This is a genomic window from Bradyrhizobium sp. B117 (genome assembly GCF_038969555.1).
Lineage (GTDB): Bacteria > Pseudomonadota > Alphaproteobacteria > Rhizobiales > Xanthobacteraceae > Bradyrhizobium.
The window spans coordinates 4,464,987-4,486,538 of sequence record NZ_CP152414.1; the positions used below are offsets into that span (position 1 = coordinate 4,464,987).

Consider the following 21,552-nt stretch of genomic DNA (forward strand, 5'->3'; position numbering starts at 1 on the left):
CCTGAGATCGTGTTTTGGCCCGGCACAGATAGTGTGGAGGCATATGATGAATAAGCATCTTCTGGTCGTTGCGACGGCGATCCTCCTCTCCTGTTTTGCCGCGAACGGCCCTGCGCGGGCGCAAAGCGCTGACATCAAGACGATCGTCTCGGTCAACGGGCCGCCGGTCGTCTTGAACCAGAGCAGTTCGACCAACCTGGCCGGCGTGTTCATGATCGGCGGTAACACCAGCGCGACTGTCACCCAGAACGGCTCGAATAATGCTGTCGGCATCCTGCAATTCGGTGGGGTGACGTCGGCTTCGGTCGGGCAGACCGGCATGACTAATTTCGCGTTCGTCGGCCAGACCGGTCAGTCGGCGACGAGCGTCGTGTCGCAGCTCGGTGCCATGAATAGCGGTGCCATCGCCCAGTTTGGCATGATCAACTCGTCCACGGTTGTTCAACATAGCCCGTAGGACGACTGCCGGTTCACCGGCGTCGCGCATGCCAAAGGGGAAGACGATGAGGTATGGCAAGCAGCTCTTGGTGCTGGCAGCGTTGCTCGTCACGATCGGTGCGGCGACGCAGGCGTCGGCCGGATCGGCCCAACGCACCCTGACCAACCCGAACGTGAGCATCGAGACGATCGTGCAGTTCGGCGACAATGTTCAGCCCGTCACGATCGAGGAGAACAGCCGCATCAACATTGCGCGGGTGATCCAGATCGGCGGAACCGGCACGGTGGACGCGACGATCGTCCAGAACGGCGTGCGCAACTATGTCGATGTGATCCAGGTGGGCGGCACCACCAATGCTTCGGTCGGCCAGTCCGGCCTCAGCAACACCGCTGAGATCACCCAGATCGGCAATTCCACCAATGCGCTCCTGCTCCAGATCGGTGATATGAATACGGGAGCGGTGCGGCAATTCGGGCGTTTCAACTGGCTGGCGATCTTTCAGTTCGGTCGATGAAGGAGCGTGACATGAGATTATTTCTGCTCGCATCCGGAATAGGAATCATGAGCGTGATCGCAGCGGCGCCGGCCGGGGCTGCCGACGGTCACACCACGGTGGTCCAGGACGAAAACGGCACCTCCGTCATCACGCAAAGCGGCGATCCGGCGCAGGCCGAGGTGAAAATCGAGAAGGAGCCCGGGCGCACCACGGTCTACCGCCGCAGCGGCGGAAACACCGCCATTGTCACCCAAGGTACCGGCAGCGCGCAGGACATGCTCGACTGGTTGCGCAAGCACCAGGGCCGTTGACACGCGAAGGCCCACCGTCCGCGGAAGGACGATGGGCCCCGGCCGTGAGCGGACGCTACCAGCGATAGACGCCGGTCAGCGTGCCGTTGTTGTTGCCGTCGGGGCCGACGTCGCCCTGCGTCGAGCTCGGTGCCGGATGGTTGCTGCCGTTGAGCGCGCCGTATGGCCCGGTGGCGCCCGGATGATACGCGCGCGGCTGAACCGTCTCATAGGCCGGAGCACTGCGGTCCCAGCCGGCGCGCGGCCCGTTCCAGCCATAGCCCTGCGCCGATGCGGCCGAGGTGCCCGCGATGCGCGATACCGTGACCAGGCAGGAGAGTTTTGACTTGTTCTGCATTGAGGATGCTCCTTTTCTTGTCGGGGGCCAACGACCGCATTGGGGGAGCGTTCCGGACGTATCTTGGCGGCGCCAATCAACTCCGATCAACTGGTTATGAAGGGCCGGTCGTGGAACGAAGCGCCTGAAACGCGTAAAGAATCCCGGGCGTTCTGCCGCACCCAGATCCGCGTTCATGCCGGGCCTTAACCAAACATTAATTATACGTTTGCGGGCGGGTGACGGCCCGGCCTAGCGTGCGGTGGGGAGCTGCTTTTCGCGAAGCCAAACGAGTGGTGCGTATCATGATGTCCAGATCATATGGGGCGCTGTTCGCCTCGCTCAGCGCAGCCGCGCTGCTCCTTAGCCCCAGCGACAGTTTTGCACGACCCGGCGGCGCTGCGCCGCATGGCACGGTCGGCGCTGCCGTGCCGCCGGCCGCGGTGGCGCGTCCGCCGATCGCGCCGGGTGCCAGGTTCCGTGGCCGCAATACGCCATGGATCTATTGGCCGGGCGGCGGCGGCTTCTTCTACGACAGCGCGGGCTACAGCCAGCCCTTTGCCGATCCCGGGCAGCCGGCCTCCACGGACGTGCGCTACACCTACACCTATGACGTTCCCTGGGACTGGACGCATCGCTTCCCGCCGAACGTCGTGCCGTCGGACCGGCCCTACGTGCCGAGCTGCCCGACCGAGCAGGTGACGGTGCCCGGCCGCGGCGGCGGCGAGCACACCGTCAACATCATGCGCTGCTACTGAGCATCTTGAGCATGATCTTTTCGGAAAACCGCTTCACACTTTTCCGGATCATGCTCTAACCCAGCTCGAAGCTGGTCACGCCGAAGACGCGGTCGATCCGCAAGCTCGGGATCGGCCCGGTATACATCCGCGCCGTCTCGAACACCGGCTTCAGCCCGAGCTGTTCCGCGAGCGCGATCGCCTCGCGGTTGACGGCGGGGACATCGAGGAAGATCTCGCCGCCGCCCGCGCTTGCGAGCAGGGCCTGCACGATCGCCTCCGCCGCGGCGCGATCGTCGGCGACGAGCGGGCCGATCTTGCAGCCGCTCCGGCAGGGCCGGATCACGCCCCATGCGGCGAGCTTGCCGGCGCGCATCAGCGCGCGGCCGACATGGCCTGATGTCCCGATCCAGGCGCGCAGGAACGCGCTGCGCCGGGCCGGGAACACGGTCGCATCGTCGGCCTCCACCAGCGCGAACGGCACCGCGTCGAGCGCGACGACATCGGCTCGCGGCGATGCAGCCGCAACGATGCCGCCATAACGGATGTTGGCGTAGGCGAGCTGGAAGCCGGACTTCTTGTAGTTGTCCTGCTGCGCCACGACGCCGTCGAGCCCGATCACGCGCGAGGCTGCATGCGCGATCGCCGCGTTCCAGATTCGCAGACCATGTCCCGCGCCGCGAAAGCGCTCGCGCACGATGTAGAAGCCGAGGAAGGCGAAGCGATCATCGTAATTGACGCAGGAGACGGTCGCGACGGGCTCGCCGTCGATCTCGCCGACGAAGAAACCCTTCGCGTCGGGGATGGCGAAGCAGGCGGCGTCTAGGAGGCCCGGATTCCAGCCCTCGGCCGCGGCCCAGTCGGCGGCGAGGGAAATTTCCTCAGGGCGCAGATTGCGGATCTGCAGGTCGCTCATGACGGATGCTCTCGGCGGTGGACCTGCCGGCAGGTCCGGCAGTAGAACGCCTCATGATAGGCCGGGCCCGCGGCTCGCCTCAACACAGGGATGATGGTCATGGCAGCAGAGAAGGTCGCACTCGTCACCGCCAGCGGCAGCGGCATGGGGGCAGGGGCTGCGCGGCGCCTTGCGGCCGACGGCTTTCGCGTCGCGATCCTGTCGTCCTCCGGCAAGGGCGAGGCGCTGGCGGCCGAGCTCGGCGGGTTTGGCGTCACCGGTTCCAACAAGTCGAATGACGATCTGAAGCGCCTCGTCGACGGCGCGCTGGCCAAGTGGGGCCGCATCGACGTGCTCGTCAACAGCGCGGGCCACGGGCCGCGCGCGCCGATCACGGAGATCACCGACGAGCAATGGCACACCGGCCTCGATACCTATCTGCTCAACGTCATCCGTCCGACCCGCCTGGTGACGCCGGTGATGCAGGCGCAGAAGGGCGGTGCCATCATCAACATCTCGACCGCCTGGGCGTTCGAGCCGAGCGCGATGTTTCCGACCTCCGCGGTGTTCCGCGCCGGGCTTGCCGCCTTCACCAAGATTTTCACCGACACGCATGCCGCCGACAACATCCGCATGAACAACGTGCTGCCGGGCTGGATCGACAGCCTGCCGCAGACGGACGCGCGGCGCGACAGCGTGCCGATGCGGCGCTACGGCAAGGTCGAGGAGATCGCGGCGACGATCGCGTTCCTGGCCTCCGATGGTGCGGCCTATATCACCGGCCAGAACATCCGCGTCGACGGCGGATTGACACGCTCGGTTTGAGGCTGGCCTAACGAATCGCATTCTTTCGGCCTTGTTGTGATGCGACACGGCCATGCATCACGCGTCGCCGGCGAGGGATGACGCGTGGCCTTTGCGTCACACTCGCGATGCGTTCGCGCGTGGGGCGGCTCACACTACGTCGCAGTCCCAACGAACTTCGCCGCAGCCCAAGACGATGGGCCATCCACGACCTATGCCGAGCCTGCGCTGGACGGCTTCGGCCCGCGCGCATTTCGAAGCGCGAGGTCAATCGCGCGGGGCAAGGAGACTGGAATGAAGACGTTTTTTCTGGCGGTCGCTTCGGTTGTGCTCGGCACCGCATCGGTGCAGGCGGCCGACCTCGCGGCGCATTACACCAAGGCGCCGGCGGTGGCGCCGGCCTATAACTGGACCGGCTTCTATGTCGGCGGCAATGTCGGCGGGCAGTGGGGCAGCGCCGATCCGACGACCTCGACCGTGTTCTCGCCGACCGGCTATTTCGCCGCCAGCAGCGTGCCGGCCATCAACACAGTCGGCGCCCAGAGCGTCAATAGCTCCAGTGTCACCGGAGGCTTCACCGCCGGCTACAACTGGCAGGTCAATCACGCCGTGTTTGGCCTCGAAGGCGACATCAACTATTTCGGCTTCAAGGGCAGCGCAACCGGCTCGGGGTTTTATCCCTGCTGCGCACCAAGCACCTTCACCGTCAACGCTTCGGTATCGGCCGACTGGCTCGCTACCATCCGCGGCCGCATCGGCTTCCTCGCCACGCCCAATTGGCTGATCTATGCGACTGGCGGTGCAGCGATTTCCGAAGTGAAAGGCAATTTCGTGTTCACGGATAACTATTTTGCCGGCGCGAGTGAATCCGCCGCGGTGCGCGACACCCGGGTCGGATGGACCGCTGGCCTCGGCGGCGAATACGCAGTCGGCAATGGCTGGTCGCTGAAGGCCGAATATCTCTATGTCGATCTCGGTCGCATCGCGACGACCAGCACGAATCTCACGTCGGCGACGTTTGGCCCATTCCCGAGCAGCGTCTATACCCACTCGGTCGATCTCAAATCGAACATCGTGCGCGTCGGCGTGAACTACAAGTTCGGCGGACCGGTCGTCGCCAGATACTGAGCTTCATCCCGTTCCGGATCTGGTGTGGAAAGCCCCGGCTCGGCCGGGGCTTTCTGCTTTGAAGCTAGCCGCCATACGAGGCGACCAGATGGGCGAGCGCAGGCAGGATCTTGTAGCGGGCGATCTCGTGCGGATATTCGCCGCGATTGGCGAGCAGGACGATGCCGATCCGCCGCGCCGCAATGAGACCGAGATAGCCGGAGGCGTTGTTGAGGCCGCCCGGCTTGTCGACGATGGTGACGCCAGGCAGGCGCACATTCTCCCAGGCCATGCCCTGTCCGAATTTCTCGTCGACGCGGAAGACCTCGTGTTGCGTCATCCGCAATGCCTCGCGCAGATGCGGGTCGATCGATCGGCCGTCGACTGATGCCGCAACGAATGCACCAAGGTCGCGCACGGACGAAAACATCTGGCTGGTGCCACGAAAATCGAAATAGCTCTGCTGATTGCCGGGCGGGCCGATCGCCATCCCCTGATCGGAATAGCCTTGCACGACGCGCTGCATCCAGGCCTCGTCCATGACGGCACGGTTGTCCGGCCCGCGTTCGGGCACAGAGGTCGCGGTCATGCCGAGCGGCTTGAGGATGCGCCGTTCGAGCAGCGTCGCGATCGGGGTGCCGTAACGGCGCTCGAGCACGAGCTGAAGCAGCACGTAGCCGGCATGGCTGTAGACGCGTTGGCTGCCGGGCACTTCGCCGGCCTGCGGCTCCCATGCGTTGACCATCTCGATGAATTGCGCCCGCGTGAAGGAGTCGTTCGGCCAGGGCGGATGGTCGGTCGGCAGCAACAGTCCCGATGTGTGTGCGGCGAGCTGACCGACGGTGACGCGGCAGACATAATCACCGGTCAGCTCAGGCAGATATTTCGGCAAGGCATCGTCGACCCGCAATTCGCCGCGGAGCGTGCCGAGCGCGACCAGCGTCGCCTCGAATGGTTTGCGCAGGGATCCGAGATTGAACAGCGTGTCCGGTGTGACCGGCCGGCGCGTCGCGTCGTCTGCAAAGCCGAACGTGAAGAACTCGACATGGCGCCCGGCATAGAGTGCGGCGGCAAGACCGCCCGGATGGTCCGGCGTCGCGGTCGGCGCGAGCTCGGCGGCGACGATGTCGCGCATCTGCGCGATCATGTCGGAATCCGCAAATGCGCGCCGCGGGCGAAGCGCGATCGCCAGCGGAACAAGCGCAGCCCGGGCGAAGCTTCGTCGGGTGATCGAAAATGATGTGACAACAGGCGGCACGCGCTCGGACGAATCATGCTTGTGCGCCCCCGGATATCTTTTAGCGGTGAGGGTGGGAGGTCCCAATTCACGATTGCGCGTTGTGAGTTCCGTGGGGCCACGTGCCACGAGATTTTACTTAGCCAATCGGATAACAATTGTTGACGTCCGTCGTCCGCTGTGATTAGTTAGCCTCATGGCTAACCAATTATCCCATCTCGACCAGGTTTTCGCGGCCCTTGCCGATCCCACCAGGCGGGCGATCGTGATGCGGCTGTGCGCCGGCGAGGCGTCGGTCGGCGAGCTCGCCGATCCCTTCGACATGGCGCTGCCGAGCTTCATGAAACACATCCACGTGCTGGAGCTGAGCGGGCTCGTGCAGTCGGAGAAATCCGGCCGCGTGCGCACCTGCCGTCTCAGTCCGGATGCGCTTGTCGGCGCCGAGGACTGGTTCCAGCAGCAGCGCGCGATCTGGGAGGCGCGGCTCGACCGGTTCGAGGCCTATGTGATGAAGCTCAAGAAGGAGAAGGAGGCGGCCGCCGCCAAACGGCCGTCCCGAACAACCAAACGGAAAGGTACCTGACGATGACGAGTTCTGCCAATCCCGCCTTGTCGCAATGGTCGATCGACCGCGAGATCGTGATGTCGCGCGTGATCGACGCGCCGCGCGAGCTGGTGTTCGAGGCGTGGTCCGACCCGAAACATCTGCCGCAATGGTTCGGGCCGAAGGGATTCAAGATCGAGACCTTCGAGATCGACGTGCGCGTCGGCGGCGTCTGGCGCTTCAACATGATCGGCCCTGATGGCACCGTCTATCCGAACCGGATGCGCTTCCGCCGCATCGAGCGTCCATCCTTCATGGAGATGGACCATGGCGTCGACCAGGACGACGATCCCAGCATGTTCCGCTTCACCCTTACCTTTGCCGAGCAGAGCAACGGCAAGACGGTGCTGATGATGCGGCAGCTGGCCTCGAGCACCGAGCAGCGCGACGGCATGATCGGCTTCGGCGCGGTCGAATACGGCTACCAGACGCTGGACAAGCTGGCGGCCTATGTGTCCGGCATGAAGCGGTAAGGCTTCGGCATGGATCGGCCCCAGCGAGTGGAGGATCTCGCTGGGGCCGCACTTGCGCGCGCCATGAACAGGGACCGGCTTCGATGCGCGATCAGTGGTCAGCTAGCGCCGCGGCGTGACGCCGTTCGAGGGCGGGGTCGTTTCGTTGCGCATGCCGGGGGAGCTGGAGGCACCTTGTCCGCCGCGTTCCACATGCGAGATGCCGCCACTGCCACTGCCGGCACCTCCTGCGCCTGCACCGGCTCCGCTCCCGCCCGAACCGGATCCGCCTGAACCCGCGCCCGCGCCAGCTCCGGCGCCTGCGCCGCCACCGGCTCCGCCGCCAGCGCCACCACCGGCACCGCCGCCCGCACCTTGTGCGAACGCTGCGCCGACCGAAGCGCCCGCCAGCATCGCGGCTGTGAAGATCGTCAGCATTGTCTTACGCATCTTGCTTCTCCTCGGGGTTTTGACGCGCGACCAATCGCGCGCGGCGCCAACCCGTTCCTATGCGAAGCGTGGTCAGAGTGTGGGTGCGGACACACGACAACCTGATCGAATGTTGAGCGAGGAGATCGAGCGCAGCACGCAAAGGCGGCCACGCGACTCCATGTTGTCGAAACTGCGGTCCACGGGTGGCGTTCCTGCGAGCGCAGATGGTTTGGTGTTCTGTTATCGCAGGTTAGCGTCGGGTCCGTGGATCGGAACACCGGCCGATCAGCTGCGGCAAACCGCCTGGATGCCCGTAGGAACGATCCGAACAGGTTGCGGATTGTGGGCGAGGCCAGTCAATGCGAAACGACAGGAACGATCGCGGCCGTTTCGCTTTGGCGGTGATGACGCATATTATCTTCAGCGACTACCGCAATACGGCTGCCGAGGAGGCCTACGAGATCGCCTGGGACTTTCTCACGCGGGCCGGCGCCATTCGCAATGAGTTCGAGGCCTGCGTGTTCCTGGCGCAGCGGATTGCCGTGATGGTCGACCAAGGCCAAACCAACCGTATCCGCATGGCGAACCGCGCGATCTCCGAATATCAGCACCACGTCGATGAGTGCGACGATCTCATCCGCTGCGGCGGCTGCCGCGGCGAGGGGCGTTGAGCGCCGGTCTCCGACGTGCCATGCCCGGGACGCCGGCGCGGCGGCGCGCTACTCGCCCTTGAGCCCGGCCTCGCGGATCAGCGCGCTCCATCTCTGCGTCTCGTTGTCGATGAATTGGCCGAACGCGGCGGCACTGGCCGGCCGCACCTCCAGGCCTTGGGCCGTCAACTTGTCCTTGATCGCAGGTTCAGCGAGCGTGCGCAGCACCTCAGCCTGAAGCTTGTCAACGATCGCCCGCGACGTCGTTGCGGGCGCCATGAAGCCGTACCATCCGGCGGCGACAACGTTGGGAAAGCCCTGCTCGCGCAAGGTCGGTGCCTGCGGATAGAGCGCGCTGCGCTCGGCCGAGGCGACGCCGAGCACCAGGAACTTGCCGCTCTGGATGTAAGGCAGCGCAGTTGGCAGCGCCGTCAGCGTGGCATCGACACGGCCGGCGAGCAGCTCGGTGTAAGAGGCTGCATCGCCGCGGAAGGGGATGTTGAGGCCCTTCACGCCGGCGTCGCGGAACAGCAGCTCGCCGGCGAGGTGCGGCTGCGAGCCGGCGCCGGGCGAGGCGAAGGTCAGTCCATCCGGCTTTGATTTGCCGTAGGCGATCAGCTCCGGCAGGGTCTTGTACGGTGCCTCCGCGCTGATGATCAGGAAAAGCGGCGCGATCACCGCCATGGCGACGGGCTGAAGATCCCGGCGCTCGTAGGTCAGCTTGCCGAACAGCGCTTCGGCCGTGGAATAGGGGGCGGCGACATAGAGCAGCGTGTAGCCGTCGCCCGGCGCGTGCGCGACGGTGTCGTTGGCGATGCGGGTGCCGGCACCAGGCTTGTTCTCGACGATGAACTGCTGATGCAGGCTGCGGCCGAACTCCTCGGCGAGCAGACGCAGCGAGATGTCGTTGGAGCCTCCGGGCCCGTAGGGCGAGATCAGCCGCACGAGACGCGACGGCCAGGCATCCTCGGCGTATGCGGTCGAGCCCGGGAAGGCGGCGAGGCCGCCGGCGATCGTGCCGAGCAGGGTTCGGCGTGTGACCTTGAACGATGCCACTGTTTCTTCCTCCCTTTTGTTGTTGTTCGTTATTGTTGTTTCGACGTCAGATCACCTTCCGTTGGGTGAGCTGTTCGATCTGCTGGTCCGAGAGGCCGAGCCAATCGCGATAGACCTCGCGATTGTCCTGGCCGACGTCGCCGGCGGCTTGACGCATCCGCGTGGGATCGACGGTGAAGCGCGGCACCGCGTTGGTCATCGCGACGGTGCCGAAATCCCGGTCGGGGACGCGCGTGATCACCTCGCGTGCCTTCACCTGCGGATCGCTCGCGATCTGGTCGATCGCATAGATCGGCGCGAGCGTCCCTTGTGCGGCATTGAATGCCGCCAGAACCTCGTCGAGGCGATGCGAGGCGCACCAGGCGGCGAAGATGTCGTTGAGCTCGGACGCGTGCTCGACGCGCCGGTCATTCGTCGCGAAGCGAGGATCGTCGATGAGGTCGGGCCGTCCGATCGCCCGGCAATTCGCCGCGTAGAGTGCGTTGGTCGAGCCTGCGAGCGTCACCCAATGTCCGTCGCTGGTGCGAAACACGGCGGCCGGTGCCGAATAGCCGTTGGCGTTGCCGATGCGGCCGCGCACGACGCCGAGCTGGTCATGCTCGATGGCGAGGACGTCGAGCAGGCGGAAGGTGGCTTCGGTGAGGGCGAGATCAATCTCCTCACCGGGGGCCTCCGGATCCCGCGCCCGCTTCCACAGCGCTGCGAGCACGCCGACGGCGCCGAACAGGCCGCCGATCGAATCCCCGATCGGGTATCCGGGATGGGTCGGCTCGCCCTCGCGCTCGCCCGTGATGTAGGTGAGGCCGCCCATGGCCTCGAAGATGCGGGCAAAGCCGGGGCGCTCGCGGTAGGGCCCATCCTGCCCGAAGGCGGTGGCGCGCAGGATGACGAGGCGCGGCTGGATCGACCACAGCACCTCCCTGGACAGACCCCAGCGGTCGAGCGTTCCCGGACGGAAATTTTCGATCAGCACGTCGAAGCGCGGAAGCAGCCGCTTGAACAGGGCAAGTCCGTCCGGCGTGCGCAGATCGAGGGTGGCGAACTTCTTGTTGCGGTTGGCGGCCTTCCACCACAGCGGCTTGCCATCCTTGAACGGCGGAAACGAGCGCACGCCGTCGCCGTGTCCAGGCATCTCGATCTTGAGCACGTCGGCGCCGTAGTCGGCGAGCAGCGTCGCGGCGAACGGCGCGGCGATGATCGTTGCGATATCGAGAACCTTCAATCCCTCGAGCGGCCCAGCCATGTCATTTCCTTGCGCCTATGATCTTCTTTTTGCGCGGCGGCGTTCCGGGGGCCGCTTGCTTGACGATGGCGCGGATGCTGTCGGCGAGCGCCGCGATGCGCGGACCGATCTCGCCTTCCAGCTGTCCCGGCTGGAGGCGGAACGCGGGGATGCCGCAATTGATCGAGAATGACTGCTGCGTTTCGTTCGCATGAAACAGCGGCGCTGCGACAGCGTGGATCGAGGCCATGTACTCGCCCCAGCAAGTGCAGAAGCCGCGGCTGGCGCATTGCGCGAGGCCGGCGCGGTAGTTGTCGCGAAAGGCCGACCAGAGCTCGGCGTCCTCGCTTGCGATGCGCTGTTCGAGCAGTGCCGCATCGGCCGGCGGCAAGGTGGCCGCCGCGGCACGGCCCATCGCGGTCATCACCACCGAAATCGGCATGCCGATGTCGGGGACGTGCGGGCCTACGTCGCCAGAGCGCGCGGTCTCGACATAGATCATCGACGTGCCGTCGAGCAGGCCGATCGAGACGGTGCCGCGCACGCTCTGCGCCAGCTCCTGCATCATCGGCCGCGCGACCTGGCGGAATTGCATGTCGGCGAGCAGCGGATGCGCCATGCGCAGGGCCCGCGCACCGACGCGATATTTGGCGAGCCCGGCGTCGTAGCGAAGGTAGCCGAGCTCGGCGAGCGTATGCGTCAGCCGTGCCACCGTCGGCCGCGGAATGCCGGTCAGCCGCGACAGCTCCAAATTGCCGAGCAGCGTTGTCCCGGCCTTGAAGGTCTCGAGCACCACGAGGCCTTTTGCCAGCGTCGTTGCGAACGCGGCGTCATCGGCGCTCGAAGCCAGCGCCGCGGCGGCGGATGGGGGCGTGTGCGAGAGTTTGGCCGCAGATCGATCCATGCGGCCTTAATGAACCTTGGGTGCGCGACTGTCCAATAGATTCGTATATTGCGTCAGATGTGTCCATTATGCGGACACCGTATAGCAGCCGCCGCGCGCGAAAAAGAGTCCCGCAAGACACTGCCGCACACAGATTTTTGTCGTGATTCCGTGACGTCTTGTGACAGGATTATTACGAACACGTGTCACATCGATTACGGCGGAGCGATTCATCATGTTGCAGTGGCAGGCGCGGTCAAATCCCCTCGCGTGGTGGTGGGGGTCGCTGACGCTTGTGAGCAGCGCCAACATCCTCGTCTGGTTCATGCTGTACCGTGAGTTCTATCCGACGGTTGCGGGCAGCGTCGGTGGCGGCTCGGACATCGGACTGATGTTCCTGCTCTGCGCCGGCTATGTGTTCGGCTGCGCCTTCCGCTCGGTGCTGCCGCGCGCCGACGTGCAGCGCATCTGCCTGTTCGACACCTGGCTGTCGAGCGTCGCCGTCGGCCGAACGGTTGCGACCGTGGCCGAGCTCTGCTTCGTCGCGCAATGGGCGATCATCCTGCATCAACTAGGTCACATGACCGGTGCGGAAACCGTGGTGAACATCGCGCTCGTGATCGTGCCCATCATCATCATCGCGGAGTGCTTCTCCTGGTACGCGGTCGTGACCACTAACTTCCTCTACAACGCGATCGAGAACTCGCTGTGGGCGGTGACCTTCTTCCTCGCCGGCATCGCGCTGTGCCGCTTGATGCCGGAATTCCAGGGGCCGGTGCGCTGGGCCCTGATCGCCGGCATCGTCGGCATCGCCTGCTTCCTCGCCTTCCTCGTCACCGTCGACGTGCCCATGTATCTCAGCCGCTGGCGGGCAGGGCATGCCGAAGGCAACCGATTTCTCGGCCTGCTCGAAGGCCTGCATGACGTCTCGACGCGCTGGGTGGTGACCCACGACATCGCGCACTGGAAGGGCGAGCTGACCTGGATGTTCCTGTATTTCAGCGCCGCGGTGTGGTCGAGCCTCGCGCTCTGTGCGCTCTACGCCATGGAAGGCTATCTCACGCGTTATCTGGCCTGAGCGATCGGGTCTCCCCGAGATCGACCTCCGTCAACAGTCCCTGGCGCAGCGCCAGCCGGACCAGCTCGATGTCGGAGCCGACGCCGAGCTTGTCCTTGATCAGCGAATGCAGGTTGGCCACCGTCTTCGGGCTGACATGCAGCGTCTCGGCGATCTCCTCCGTCGTGTTCTCGGCGAGCAGCAGCCGCAGCACCTCGAACTCGCGCGGCGTCAGCACGTCGGCGGCCGAGCTCTCGCCGCTGATGCGGCTCAGCGCCAGCTCGTGGTCGATGTCGGGGCTGATGGCGATCTTGCCGGCCAGCACGTCCATCACCGCGCGCACCAGCGTCTCCGGCGGGCTCATCTTGGTGACGTAGCCACGCGCGCCGGCGCGGATCGCCTGCACGGCGAAACCGGCGTTCTGGTGCATGGTGAAGACGAGGATCCGTGCGGACTTGTCCCATTGCCTGATGCGCCTGACGGCCTCGATGCCGCCGATGCCGGGCATGCTCAGGTCCATGATGACGAGGTCGGGCGCCTCGGATTTGAACAGCCGGTAGGCCTCGGCGCCGTCCGACGCCTCGGCGACGACGCGCAGGCCCGGCTGCTTCTCGAGCACGGAGCGGTAGCCTTCGCGTACGACGGAATGATCGTCGACCAGCAGAATGGTCGCGGTCATGCCGCGTGCTCCAGCACCGGCCGATCGGCGGCCGCGAGCGGGATGACGACGCGCAGCGCCGAGCCGCCGTTCGGTCCCGGCTCGAAGCTCAGCCGGCCGCGCAAGGCCGCGACGCGCTCGCGCATGCCGAGCAGGCCCATTCCGGATTTCCCGGCGGGATCGGCCGAGCGTCCGTCATCGTCGATCGCGAGCGCGATCTCCTCAGGGCGCATCGTCAGCTCCAGGCTGACCTTGGTGGCGCCTGCATGCTTGGCGGCATTGGTGAGCGCCTCCTGCACGATGCGGTAGAGATTAGCGCTGATCGTCGCGGGCGGGGTCTCGAACGTGCCGTCGAAGCGGATTGCAAAGCGCGGCTCGCCGCGGCTGCGTCCGTTCCACCCTGCGACCAGGCCTTCGAGGCTGGCGACGAGCCCCAGCTCCTCGACGTCGGGCGGGCGCAGCCGGAACAGCGCGCCGCGCAGCGTCTCCATCATGCCGGTTGCGGTCCGCGCGATGCCGTCGCATTCGCCGAGCAAAGCAGGGCAATCCTGCGCGGCGGTCTGGCGGGCGGAGGAGGCGAGCGCGCGGATGGCGGCCAGGGACTGGCCGAACTCGTCGTGCAGCTCGCGCGCCAGATGACGGCGCTCCTCGTCCTGGAGCGCGATCAGTTTCCGCGTCAGCTCATTGCGCTCGGCGAGCGCAGTGTCGAGGCTTTCGGCGAGATGGTTGAAGACGTCGCGGATGGCGGACAGCTCGGCGAGGTCGAACGGCGGCAGCCGCGCGGTGAGGTCGCCGGCGGCGACCCGTTCGAGGCCAGTGCGGATCATGTGGGTCGGGCGCAGCGCCCGCGCCAGCGCGGCGTAGACCAGGACGCACAACAGCGGCAGGGCGATTGCGAGTGCCAGCATCAGGCGGCCGGCCTCGTGCCAGGCCTCGGCCGTCTGCACCGCCGGATCGAGCCAGACCACGGCATCGCCGAGCTTTGCTCCGCGCACGACCACCGGCCGAGCCGCCTCGCGGCCGGGGTCGAACAGGCTGCGATAGAACGCCGTGAAGGCCTGCGGCGGCGGCGTTGCCGGAGGCACGCCACTACAGAAGCGCTGGAGCATGTCGCCGCTGGTGCCGCGGACGGCCAGACACAGGCCGGGCGTCATCACATAGGCCGCCACGGGATCGAGATTCGGAAAGTCCGCGCGCGGGGCGGCCACCCACTGGGTCTTGCCCTGCTGCAGCTCCAGCGACTTCGCCACGATGCCGGCGATGCTGTCGATCCGCGCATGGGCCGCGCGATCGGCCGTGATGAGGAAATAGGCGGAGATCGCGGCGAAGCAGGCGGCCGATATGGCGGCCACGCGCAGCGTCAGTCGGACCTTGAGATCGAACCTCGGACGGTTCCACATCGGCGGACACCTGGCGAACGGGTTTGTCGCCGGCGCATTAAACGGCAGAACGCAAGCCGCGCAAAGCCTTACGCTTTACCGCACTGCAACGTCGTGAAATTTTCCCGGCGCTGATCGGGACTGGCGCTGCTGCATGGCGCAGGGCCGCCCGCCAGATTGCGCCGCCGCTCCACGACATGAGGCCCGCATGCGCCGCACCCGATCGATCCTCTCTGCGCTTTTCCTCCTCGTCCTTCCGGCGGCCACTTCGCCGGCGACCGCCCAGGGCGCCCTCGGCGTGGCCATGGACGATTTCAGCTATACCGATACGTCGGCAGAGCCGGCGAACCAGACCGCTGCCCACGAGCGGCGGCTGTCGGCGTTCATGGCGGCGCTCAGGCGGGACATCGGCGCGGGCGGCCGCTACCGGCTGGCGCCATCGGCCCAGGACGGTGCGGCGTTCAAGGTCATCGGCGGCATCCAGAAGACCAGCACGCTGGTGCAATGGGCCAAGGTCGCCGTGATCGATGTCGGCACCAAAAAGCTGGTGATGGACAAGCTCTACACTTTTCGCGGCGACAATGATGAATCATGGGAGCGCGCCGAGATTTTTGTCTCGCGCGAGGTGATGGCCGCGCTCGCCACGCCCGCGCCGGTCGCGCTTGCCGTGTTCGATTTCGAGCTGGAGGACACGACCGCCGCATCAGCGGGCGCGTCGGCCACGTCGGATGCGTCGTACCTCGCCGAAGTTACCGCCGGCGTGCGCGAGGCGCTCAGTCAATCCGGCCGCTATCGCATCGTCGATATCGGCGGCGAGACGGCGAAGGCGCACGCCTTGCGCGATTGCAACGGCTGCGAGGCGGCGATGGCGCAAAAGCTCGGCGCGGACCAGTCGCTGATCGGCGTGGTGCGGCGGGTCAGCCGCACCGAATACACGCTCGGCTTCCAGGTCCGCGATGCCAGGACCGGCGCGGTGCTGGCGCGCGGCGACAGCGGCCTGCGCATGGGCGCGGACTATTCGTGGAAACGAGGGGCCGTTCGCCTCGTGAGCGAAAGGCTGGTCGAGAGCCAGTAGCGCTCATTCTTTTTGAGCATGATCTTATCGGAAAACCGCCGCGCACTTTTCCGGATCATGCTCCGAAAGTCAGCTGCACCTTCATCGATTGCGACCGGTCGCTGGCGAGCTCGAAGGCGGCGACCGCGTTCTCGAACGGCATGGTCGCTGTGATCAGCGGCTTGACGTCGATCAGGCCGTCGCCCATCAGCCGTACCGCCAGCTCGAACTCGGGATCGAAGCGGAAGGTGCCGCGGAGCTGCAATTCCTTGGCGACGATCGAATTGATCGGCAGCGTCATCTCGCCGCCGAGGCCGAGCTGCACCAGCGTCGCGCCGGGCCGGAGCACATCGAGCGCGGCGCGCAGCGCGGCCTGATTGCCGGAGGCCTCGAACAACGTGTCGAACACGCCCTTGCCGGCGCGCCAGGGATCGAGCGCGGTGGCATTGCTCGCAACGTTGATCGCGTGCGTGGCGCCGAGCTTTTTCGCGACTGCCAGCGGCGCATCGGCGACGTCTGTCACCACGATCTCGGACGCGCCGCCAAAGCGCGAGACCAAAATCATCAGCGCACCGATCGGGCCGCAGCCGGTGATCAGCACGCGCTTGCCGAGCAGGGGACCGGCCTGCTTGCCGGCATGCAGGCACACCGCGAGCGGTTCGGCGACGGCGGCTTCTGCCAGCGACAGCTTGTCGGAGATCGGCACGGCCTGCGTGGCATCGACGGTGATGAACTCGCGAAAGCCGCCCTGCACATGGGGAAAGCGCATCGCGCTGCCGAGGAAGCGCATGTCGAGGCACTGGTTGCGCATGCCTTCCTGGCAATGCAGGCATTGGCCGCACGGCTTGCTCGGATTGACGGCGACGCGGGCGCCAGCCTTCACGCTGGTGACGCCGTCACCGACTGCGGCGACCACGCCAGCGATCTCATGGCCAAGCGCCATCGGCTGCTGGATGCGCACGACGCCGAAACCGCCGTGATGGTAGTAGTGCAAATCGGAGCCGCAGATGCCGCCATTGGCGATCTTGACGCGGACCTCGCCCGGGCCGGGCTCCGCATCAGGGTAGCTGTCGATCCGGAGGTCTTTCGGAGCGTGGATGACGACGGCGCGCATTGGTCTCGTTTCCTGTTCGCGATTACATCGCGGCGATCATGCCGCCGTCGACATAGATGATCTGGCCGTTGACGTAGGTGGATGCGTCCGAGGCGAGGAAGATCGCGGCGCCCACCAGCTCATCCGGCTTGCCCCACCGTTTTGACGGAATGCGGCCCATCAGCCAGTTGTTGAAGTCGGCGTTGTTGACCAGCGCCTCGTTCATGTCGGTGAGCATGTAGCCGGGGCCGATCGCGTTGGCCTGAATGCCGTGCTGGGCCCATTCCACCGCCATCGAGCGGGTCAAGTTCTTGATGCCGCCCTTGGCGGCGGTGTAGGGCGCGATGGTCGGGCGCGCGAGCTCGCTGCCGAGCGAGCCGATATTGATGATCTTGCCGTGCTTGCGCGGGATCATGCGCTTGGCGGCCTCGCGGCCGATCACGAAAGCGCTGGTCAGGTTGGTCTCGATCACCTTGCGCCATTCGTCGGTGGTGAATTCCACCAGCGGCTTGCGGTGCTGGATGCCGGCATTGTTGACGACGATATCGACGGCGAGGCCCTTTTTATCGAAGTCGTTGAACGCTGCGACGATCGCGGGCTCGTCGGTGACGTTGAAGGCTGCGCCTTCGGCCTGATGCCCGGCAGCGCGGAATTCTGCGACGGCCTGCTCCACGCGCTTGGCATCGACGCCGTTGACGATGATCTTGGCGCCGGCCTTGGCCATGCCCTCGGCGATGGCGCGGCCGAGGCCGCGGGAGGAGCCGGTCACGAGCGCGGTGCGGCCGGAGAGGTCGAACAGGGCGGTGCTCATCTCAAAATTCCTCAGACGTTGGAGCGGCGCACGGTCAGATCGGAGCGCTCGAAGACGGCGGGCAGAAGGTCGACGCCGAGGCCGGGGCCTTCCATCGGGAAGACATAGCCGTCCTTGATCACGGGCATCGTGGTGACGAGCTCATTGTACCAGCCCTTGTAGAAGGCGCGCACGGATTCCTGGATCAAGGTGTTGGGCTGGCTGAACGACATTTGGATGGCGGCGATGAAGCCGATCGGGCCGATGCAATCATGCGGTGCGAACGGCCGGTGATAGGTCTCGGCCATCGCCGCGATCTTGCGGCCCTCGGTGAGGCCGCCGGTCCAGCACAGGTCGGCCATCACCACGTGCATGGCGTCGCGGTCGAGCATGTCCTTGTAGGGGAAGCGCGAGCCCAGCGTCTCGCTGGCGCAGACCCAGACGTCGGTCGAGCGGGCGTATTCGGCCAGCGCCTGCGGCGAGTTCATCCGGATCGGGTCTTCGTACCAGGTCGGCTTGTAGGGCTCGAGCGCGCGCGCGATCTGCTTGGCGGTCGGCAGATTCCACAGCGAATGGAGCTCGACCATGATCTCCATCTTGTCACCGACGGCCTTGCGGATCTTCTCAAACGGCTCGATCGCCTGCTTCATCTGGGCTGCGGTGATGTAGAGACCCTTGTTTTCCTGAGCGGCGGGATCGAACGGCCAGATCTTCATCGCCGAGATGCCGCTTTCGAGCAGGCTTTCGGCAAGCGCATCGGCGCGGTTCATGAAGCCGTCGAGGTCTTCATAGGGCCCCTTGGACGCTCCGAGATTCCAGTTCGAGACCGGGCTGATATTGGTGGAGCGGACATATTGCGTGCCGGCGCAGGTGTTGTAGATGCGCTGCTTGTCGCGGCAGAGGCCGCCGAGCATCTGGTGCACCGGCTGGCCGCAGACCTTGCCGAACAGGTCCCACAGCGCGATGTCGATCGCTGACGCCGCACGATATTCGACACCGGTCGAGGACTGCGCCATCGGCAGGTTCAGCATGTCGCGATGGATGGCCTCGATGTGCAGCGGATTGCGGCCGAGCAGGCGGCCAGCAAAGGTGTCGTGGATCTGCGCTTCGACTGCGCCCGCGCCATAGAAGGTCTCGCCGAGACCGATCATGCCCATGTCGGTGTGGATGCGCACCCAGATGACGTTGGAAAATTCCTCGGTACGCAGTGTCTCGATCGACGTGATCTTCACGGCAACTCTCCTCCCATCAAAAGGCGCTTCGCACCCGACGTTTCGTTTTGCACTGCAACATGTTGCAGGTCGTGCGGACGTCTTACGCCTGCTTGTAATATATCACAACATGTTTTAAGGGTGCCACAGATGTGGCGCCACCGAGCAACGAGCGCGCGGGTCTAACGGGAGAGGACGACATGGCACGCCGCAAGCGCGCGCTCGAGGTGGTGAGAAACGACGACGACGGCGAGGGCAAGCCCTCGCGGCGCAACCGGCTCAATTTCTTCGAGCTGGCCTATCAGAAGATCGAAGAGCTCCTTGTTCACTGCGAGCTCAAGCCCGGACAATTCATGACGATGCTGGAGTTGCAGCAGATCACCGGTTTCGGCCGTACGCCGGTGCATCACGCCGTCAATCGTCTGTCCGCTGACACGCTCATCATCATCCGTCCGCGTCATGGCCTGCACATCGCGCCGATCGATCTTGCGCGTGAGCGCATGCTGCTGGCCTTGCGCCGCGACATGGAGCGTTTTGTCATTCGCCTCGCGGCGGATCGCGCCAGCCTGTCCCACCGCAATCAGGCGCTGCACATTGAGCGGCTGCTGCGCGAACGTCGCGCCACTTTGACACTCGACGAGTTCAACAGCCTCGACCGCCGCATCGACGCGCTGGTGCTGGAGGCCGCCGGCGAGCCGTTCCTGGTGCACACGCTGCGGCCGCTGCACACGCTCTATCGCCGCATCGGCTACATCCATCACCGCTTCATGCCGGGGCAGGCCGATCTGTCAGGCACGATCGATCATCATCTCGCCATTCTCGCAGCCGTCGCCAGCCGACGCGTCGACGACGCCGTGAAGGCCAGCGATGCGCTGATCGACTACATGGGCGAGATGTTCACGGGCATGGAGGCGGGGATCGATCCGCGCCTGCTCGATTGCAGCATCGAGCCGCTGCTCGGCACGTAAAGAGTTCAGAAGAAAGGAAGAAGAATGTCAACGATGGCCATGCCACAACCGACCGCGAGCGAAGCCGCGGTCCGCTACCTCATCACCAACTACAGTCCCAAGGGCAACAAGGTCGGCTGGCTGATGATGGCCTCGATCCTGGTCGAGGCCTGGGACCTCTATTCGATCGCCTTCGTGCTGATCTTCATCAAGGAGCAGTACAATCCCGATCCGCTGATGCTCGGCCTTGCCGCCGCGGGCACGCAAGGCGGCGCGCTGATCGGTGCGCTGCTCGGCGGCTGGCTGTCCGACAAGATCGGCCGCCGCGTGATGTTCCTGGTGACGATGGTGCTGTTCATCGTGCTGGCGCTGGCGCAGGCCTTCGTGCCGAGCGTGGGCTGGCTCGTCGTGATCCGCTTCCTGCTCGGCATCCCGCTCGGCTCGGACATCTCGACCGGCTACACCTACATTATGGAATCCATGGCCAAGGGTGAGCGCGAGGTCATGGGCAACCGCTGGCAGTTCATGTTCGCGGTCGGCGAGGTGCTGACCATCGGCGTCATCGTGATCTTCCTGCTGATCGACATGCAGCACGAGATGCTGTGGCGCGTGACGCTCGGCCTCGGCGCGGTGCCGGCGCTGATCATCCTGATCATGCGCCACGACGTGCCGGAGACGGCGGTCTGGCTGGTGCAGAAGGGACGCTACCGCGAGGCCAAGCAGGTCGCGCGTGAGATGTTCAACGACAATCTCGACATGCTGCCGGACCAGGACGTGGAAGTGCCGAAGGTCTCGACCCGCGCCTTCCTCGCCGATCTCAAGAAGGACCCGATCCGCTGGCGCGCCACGGTGTACGGCTGGATCGCCTGCTTCGCGCAAGGCAGCGAATTCTCGACCTTCGCCTTCTACCTGCCGGTGCTGTTCGTGATGGTCGGCGTGTCCAGCGTGCTCGGCAACAACCTCGTGACGATGGGATTGTTCTGCTTCGCCGCGCTGTCCGGCTGGGTCGGCCCGCTCCTGACGCCCAAGATCGGCCATCGCGGCATCGCGATTGCAGGTTTCGGCATCGTGCTTGCCTCGCTTTTGGTCGCGGCCTTCGCGCTCTACACCGACAACAAGATACTGCTGCCGTTCGCGGCCGCCGCGATGCTGTGGGGCCATTATTGGGACGCCTCGAACTGCATGACGATCCCGACCATGGTCGCCAAGCCGAAATATCGCGGCACCGCGAGCGGCTTCGCCTACATGTTCGTGAAGCTGCCGTCGTTCTTGGCGATCTTCCTGTTCCCGTCGCTGTTCGCGGCGATCGGGCAGGCGGGCGCCACGCTGTTCGTTGCGATCTTCCCGCTGATCGGATTGCTCGCCGCAATCTTCATCCTGCCGGAAGTCTACGGCTACGAGAACGACTGACGACGGACGTTACCCGGTCGCGGCCTGATGGCCGCGATCGGGCTTTTCTTGCTACGGGCTCAGGAAAATGGGGTCGATCCCGGCGCCGTACCCGAGCAGGCCGATCACCTGAAGCTGGGCACTGTGCAGGTCGATCTCCACGATCGCGAACAGGGCCAGCAGCACCACGACCGAGAAGATCAGCATCGGGTGTGACGACCCGCCTTTCGCGAGAGAGCTCTGAAACGAGCGGCGCAAGAAGAAGCTCTGCGGCAATGCCTTCGATTGAATCTGCATGATCGACCTCCTTGCCGCGGCTCACGAGCTGCGCGG

26 protein-coding genes are annotated in these 21,552 nt (G+C 65.4%); 13 read left to right on the forward strand and 13 right to left on the reverse strand.

What is annotated here, in order from left to right:
• Window positions 1–46 precede the first annotated feature (46 nt).
• Genes AAFG16_RS21960 through AAFG16_RS21970 form a run of 3 tightly spaced genes read left to right on the forward strand, consistent with a single transcriptional unit; the run spans window position 47 to window position 1,246 of the window.
• On the forward strand, window positions 47–457 hold the full coding sequence (locus tag AAFG16_RS21960) for a curlin (RefSeq protein WP_342740499.1): 411 nt from the start codon (window positions 47–49) through the stop codon (window positions 455–457).
• A gap of 46 nt (window positions 458–503) precedes the next feature.
• Complete coding sequence (locus AAFG16_RS21965; RefSeq protein ID WP_342740500.1) at window positions 504–953, forward strand: curlin; 450 nt, start codon at window positions 504–506, stop codon at window positions 951–953.
• A gap of 11 nt (window positions 954–964) precedes the next feature.
• A complete protein-coding gene (locus AAFG16_RS21970) occupies window positions 965–1,246 on the forward strand; it encodes a hypothetical protein (protein WP_342740501.1) in 282 nt (93 codons plus the stop codon).
• Window positions 1,247–1,301: 55 nt separating this feature from the next.
• Here AAFG16_RS21970 and AAFG16_RS21975 read toward each other — a convergent pair whose 3' ends face one another.
• Complete coding sequence (locus tag AAFG16_RS21975; protein WP_342740502.1) at window positions 1,302–1,583, reverse strand: hypothetical protein; 282 nt, start codon at window positions 1,581–1,583, stop codon at window positions 1,302–1,304.
• A gap of 284 nt (window positions 1,584–1,867) precedes the next feature.
• Here AAFG16_RS21975 and AAFG16_RS21980 point away from each other — a divergent pair, with 284 nt between their 5' ends.
• Window positions 1,868–2,320 carry a hypothetical protein gene (locus tag AAFG16_RS21980; protein WP_342740503.1) on the forward strand — a complete coding sequence of 151 codons (453 nt, stop codon included), beginning with the start codon at window positions 1,868–1,870 and terminating at the stop codon, window positions 2,318–2,320.
• A gap of 55 nt (window positions 2,321–2,375) precedes the next feature.
• Here AAFG16_RS21980 and AAFG16_RS21985 read toward each other — a convergent pair whose 3' ends face one another.
• Window positions 2,376–3,215: a GNAT family N-acetyltransferase gene (locus AAFG16_RS21985; RefSeq protein ID WP_342740505.1), complete on the reverse strand. Its 840-nt coding sequence runs from the start codon at window positions 3,213–3,215 to the stop codon at window positions 2,376–2,378.
• 99 nt (window positions 3,216–3,314) lie between these two features.
• On the opposite strand from AAFG16_RS21985, the gene AAFG16_RS21990 reads away from it, so the two are divergent.
• Window positions 3,315–4,019, forward strand: a complete 705-nt coding sequence (locus tag AAFG16_RS21990) for an SDR family oxidoreductase (RefSeq protein ID WP_342740506.1) — start codon at window positions 3,315–3,317, stop codon at window positions 4,017–4,019.
• A gap of 273 nt (window positions 4,020–4,292) precedes the next feature.
• Window positions 4,293–5,126: an outer membrane protein gene (locus AAFG16_RS21995; protein ID WP_342740507.1), complete on the forward strand. Its 834-nt coding sequence runs from the start codon at window positions 4,293–4,295 to the stop codon at window positions 5,124–5,126.
• A gap of 64 nt (window positions 5,127–5,190) precedes the next feature.
• Here the strand turns inward: AAFG16_RS21995 and AAFG16_RS22000 are convergent, their stop codons facing one another.
• Window positions 5,191–6,252: a serine hydrolase gene (locus AAFG16_RS22000; RefSeq protein WP_342740508.1), complete on the reverse strand. Its 1,062-nt coding sequence runs from the start codon at window positions 6,250–6,252 to the stop codon at window positions 5,191–5,193.
• 286 nt (window positions 6,253–6,538) lie between these two features.
• Here AAFG16_RS22000 and AAFG16_RS22005 point away from each other — a divergent pair, with 286 nt between their 5' ends.
• Window positions 6,539–6,925 (forward strand): metalloregulator ArsR/SmtB family transcription factor, encoded by a 387-nt coding sequence (locus AAFG16_RS22005; protein WP_283086315.1) that lies wholly within the window; start codon window positions 6,539–6,541, stop codon window positions 6,923–6,925.
• Between the two features lie 2 nt (window positions 6,926–6,927).
• A complete protein-coding gene (locus AAFG16_RS22010; RefSeq protein ID WP_342740509.1) occupies window positions 6,928–7,419 on the forward strand; it encodes an SRPBCC family protein in 492 nt (163 codons plus the stop codon).
• A 102-nt stretch (window positions 7,420–7,521) separates the two neighbouring features.
• Here the strand turns inward: AAFG16_RS22010 and AAFG16_RS22015 are convergent, their stop codons facing one another.
• Window positions 7,522–7,848: a hypothetical protein gene (locus tag AAFG16_RS22015; protein WP_283086317.1), complete on the reverse strand. Its 327-nt coding sequence runs from the start codon at window positions 7,846–7,848 to the stop codon at window positions 7,522–7,524.
• A gap of 386 nt (window positions 7,849–8,234) precedes the next feature.
• On the opposite strand from AAFG16_RS22015, the gene AAFG16_RS22020 reads away from it, so the two are divergent.
• Window positions 8,235–8,501: a hypothetical protein gene (locus AAFG16_RS22020; protein ID WP_283086938.1), complete on the forward strand. Its 267-nt coding sequence runs from the start codon at window positions 8,235–8,237 to the stop codon at window positions 8,499–8,501.
• Window positions 8,502–8,549: 48 nt separating this feature from the next.
• Here the strand turns inward: AAFG16_RS22020 and AAFG16_RS22025 are convergent, their stop codons facing one another.
• Genes AAFG16_RS22025 through AAFG16_RS22035 form a run of 3 tightly spaced genes read right to left on the reverse strand, consistent with a single transcriptional unit; the run spans window position 8,550 to window position 11,662 of the window.
• Window positions 8,550–9,536 carry a tripartite tricarboxylate transporter substrate binding protein gene (locus AAFG16_RS22025; RefSeq protein WP_342740510.1) on the reverse strand — a complete coding sequence of 329 codons (987 nt, stop codon included), beginning with the start codon at window positions 9,534–9,536 and terminating at the stop codon, window positions 8,550–8,552.
• A gap of 46 nt (window positions 9,537–9,582) precedes the next feature.
• A complete protein-coding gene (locus tag AAFG16_RS22030) occupies window positions 9,583–10,779 on the reverse strand; it encodes a CaiB/BaiF CoA-transferase family protein (RefSeq protein WP_342740511.1) in 1,197 nt (398 codons plus the stop codon).
• A 1-nt stretch (window position 10,780) separates the two neighbouring features.
• Window positions 10,781–11,662 (reverse strand): IclR family transcriptional regulator, encoded by an 882-nt coding sequence (locus AAFG16_RS22035; protein ID WP_342740512.1) that lies wholly within the window; start codon window positions 11,660–11,662, stop codon window positions 10,781–10,783.
• A gap of 214 nt (window positions 11,663–11,876) precedes the next feature.
• Here AAFG16_RS22035 and AAFG16_RS22040 point away from each other — a divergent pair, with 214 nt between their 5' ends.
• Complete coding sequence (locus AAFG16_RS22040) at window positions 11,877–12,719, forward strand: hypothetical protein (protein ID WP_342740513.1); 843 nt, start codon at window positions 11,877–11,879, stop codon at window positions 12,717–12,719.
• On the opposite strand, the gene AAFG16_RS22045 is transcribed toward AAFG16_RS22040, so the two are convergent.
• Together AAFG16_RS22045 and AAFG16_RS22050 are read right to left on the reverse strand one after the other, a co-directional pair.
• On the reverse strand, window positions 12,700–13,377 hold the full coding sequence (locus AAFG16_RS22045) for a response regulator transcription factor (protein WP_283086322.1): 678 nt from the start codon (window positions 13,375–13,377) through the stop codon (window positions 12,700–12,702). The genes AAFG16_RS22040 and AAFG16_RS22045 overlap by 20 nt on opposite strands.
• Window positions 13,374–14,756 (reverse strand): HAMP domain-containing sensor histidine kinase, encoded by a 1,383-nt coding sequence (locus tag AAFG16_RS22050; RefSeq protein ID WP_342740514.1) that lies wholly within the window; start codon window positions 14,754–14,756, stop codon window positions 13,374–13,376. The genes AAFG16_RS22045 and AAFG16_RS22050 overlap by 4 nt, the downstream gene beginning before the upstream one ends.
• 187 nt (window positions 14,757–14,943) lie before the next feature.
• Between AAFG16_RS22050 and AAFG16_RS22055 the strand changes: the two genes are divergently transcribed.
• Window positions 14,944–15,810, forward strand: a complete 867-nt coding sequence (locus tag AAFG16_RS22055) for a DUF2380 domain-containing protein (protein WP_342740515.1) — start codon at window positions 14,944–14,946, stop codon at window positions 15,808–15,810.
• A 55-nt stretch (window positions 15,811–15,865) separates the two neighbouring features.
• On the opposite strand, the gene AAFG16_RS22060 is transcribed toward AAFG16_RS22055, so the two are convergent.
• Genes AAFG16_RS22060 through AAFG16_RS22070 form a run of 3 tightly spaced genes read right to left on the reverse strand, consistent with a single transcriptional unit; the run spans window position 15,866 to window position 18,904 of the window.
• Window positions 15,866–16,903 carry an L-idonate 5-dehydrogenase gene (locus AAFG16_RS22060; RefSeq protein WP_342740516.1) on the reverse strand — a complete coding sequence of 346 codons (1,038 nt, stop codon included), beginning with the start codon at window positions 16,901–16,903 and terminating at the stop codon, window positions 15,866–15,868.
• A gap of 22 nt (window positions 16,904–16,925) precedes the next feature.
• Window positions 16,926–17,693: an SDR family oxidoreductase gene (locus AAFG16_RS22065; RefSeq protein WP_342740517.1), complete on the reverse strand. Its 768-nt coding sequence runs from the start codon at window positions 17,691–17,693 to the stop codon at window positions 16,926–16,928.
• Between the two features lie 11 nt (window positions 17,694–17,704).
• The gene (locus AAFG16_RS22070; protein ID WP_342740518.1) at window positions 17,705–18,904 is read right to left on the reverse strand and encodes a mandelate racemase/muconate lactonizing enzyme family protein; all 1,200 of its coding nucleotides are present in this window, start codon (window positions 18,902–18,904) and stop codon (window positions 17,705–17,707) included.
• Window positions 18,905–19,083: 179 nt separating this feature from the next.
• On the opposite strand from AAFG16_RS22070, the gene AAFG16_RS22075 reads away from it, so the two are divergent.
• Entirely contained in the window at window positions 19,084–19,851 is a 768-nt protein-coding gene (locus AAFG16_RS22075; protein ID WP_283086328.1) for a GntR family transcriptional regulator, read from the forward strand.
• A gap of 24 nt (window positions 19,852–19,875) precedes the next feature.
• Window positions 19,876–21,240, forward strand: coding sequence for an MFS transporter (locus AAFG16_RS22080; RefSeq protein WP_342740519.1), 1,365 nt, complete (start codon window positions 19,876–19,878; stop codon window positions 21,238–21,240).
• Between the two features lie 51 nt (window positions 21,241–21,291).
• Here AAFG16_RS22080 and AAFG16_RS22085 read toward each other — a convergent pair whose 3' ends face one another.
• Window positions 21,292–21,516: a hypothetical protein gene (locus tag AAFG16_RS22085; RefSeq protein WP_283086330.1), complete on the reverse strand. Its 225-nt coding sequence runs from the start codon at window positions 21,514–21,516 to the stop codon at window positions 21,292–21,294.
• Window positions 21,517–21,552: the final 36 nt, after the last annotated feature.

Coding starts and splice junctions, on each gene's coding strand:
- AAFG16_RS21960 (WP_342740499.1), top strand. CDS start 47: ATGAATAAGCATCTTCTGGTCGTTGCGACGGCGATCCTCCTCTCCTGT.
- AAFG16_RS21965 (WP_342740500.1), top strand. CDS start 504: ATGAGGTATGGCAAGCAGCTCTTGGTGCTGGCAGCGTTGCTCGTCACG.
- AAFG16_RS21970 (WP_342740501.1), top strand. CDS start 965: ATGAGATTATTTCTGCTCGCATCCGGAATAGGAATCATGAGCGTGATC.
- AAFG16_RS21975 (WP_342740502.1), bottom strand. CDS start 1,583: ATGCAGAACAAGTCAAAACTCTCCTGCCTGGTCACGGTATCGCGCATC.
- AAFG16_RS21980 (WP_342740503.1), top strand. CDS start 1,868: ATGATGTCCAGATCATATGGGGCGCTGTTCGCCTCGCTCAGCGCAGCC.
- AAFG16_RS21985 (WP_342740505.1), bottom strand. CDS start 3,215: ATGAGCGACCTGCAGATCCGCAATCTGCGCCCTGAGGAAATTTCCCTC.
- AAFG16_RS21990 (WP_342740506.1), top strand. CDS start 3,315: ATGGCAGCAGAGAAGGTCGCACTCGTCACCGCCAGCGGCAGCGGCATG.
- AAFG16_RS21995 (WP_342740507.1), top strand. CDS start 4,293: ATGAAGACGTTTTTTCTGGCGGTCGCTTCGGTTGTGCTCGGCACCGCA.
- AAFG16_RS22000 (WP_342740508.1), bottom strand. CDS start 6,252: ATGATCGCGCAGATGCGCGACATCGTCGCCGCCGAGCTCGCGCCGACC.
- AAFG16_RS22005 (WP_283086315.1), top strand. CDS start 6,539: ATGGCTAACCAATTATCCCATCTCGACCAGGTTTTCGCGGCCCTTGCC.
- AAFG16_RS22010 (WP_342740509.1), top strand. CDS start 6,928: ATGACGAGTTCTGCCAATCCCGCCTTGTCGCAATGGTCGATCGACCGC.
- AAFG16_RS22015 (WP_283086317.1), bottom strand. CDS start 7,848: ATGCGTAAGACAATGCTGACGATCTTCACAGCCGCGATGCTGGCGGGC.
- AAFG16_RS22020 (WP_283086938.1), top strand. CDS start 8,235: ATGACGCATATTATCTTCAGCGACTACCGCAATACGGCTGCCGAGGAG.
- AAFG16_RS22030 (WP_342740511.1), bottom strand. CDS start 10,779: ATGGCTGGGCCGCTCGAGGGATTGAAGGTTCTCGATATCGCAACGATC.
- AAFG16_RS22035 (WP_342740512.1), bottom strand. CDS start 11,662: ATGGATCGATCTGCGGCCAAACTCTCGCACACGCCCCCATCCGCCGCC.
- AAFG16_RS22040 (WP_342740513.1), top strand. CDS start 11,877: ATGTTGCAGTGGCAGGCGCGGTCAAATCCCCTCGCGTGGTGGTGGGGG.
- AAFG16_RS22045 (WP_283086322.1), bottom strand. CDS start 13,377: ATGACCGCGACCATTCTGCTGGTCGACGATCATTCCGTCGTACGCGAA.
- AAFG16_RS22050 (WP_342740514.1), bottom strand. CDS start 14,756: ATGTGGAACCGTCCGAGGTTCGATCTCAAGGTCCGACTGACGCTGCGC.
- AAFG16_RS22055 (WP_342740515.1), top strand. CDS start 14,944: ATGCGCCGCACCCGATCGATCCTCTCTGCGCTTTTCCTCCTCGTCCTT.
- AAFG16_RS22060 (WP_342740516.1), bottom strand. CDS start 16,903: ATGCGCGCCGTCGTCATCCACGCTCCGAAAGACCTCCGGATCGACAGC.
- AAFG16_RS22065 (WP_342740517.1), bottom strand. CDS start 17,693: ATGAGCACCGCCCTGTTCGACCTCTCCGGCCGCACCGCGCTCGTGACC.
- AAFG16_RS22075 (WP_283086328.1), top strand. CDS start 19,084: ATGGCACGCCGCAAGCGCGCGCTCGAGGTGGTGAGAAACGACGACGAC.
- AAFG16_RS22080 (WP_342740519.1), top strand. CDS start 19,876: ATGTCAACGATGGCCATGCCACAACCGACCGCGAGCGAAGCCGCGGTC.
- AAFG16_RS22085 (WP_283086330.1), bottom strand. CDS start 21,516: ATGCAGATTCAATCGAAGGCATTGCCGCAGAGCTTCTTCTTGCGCCGC.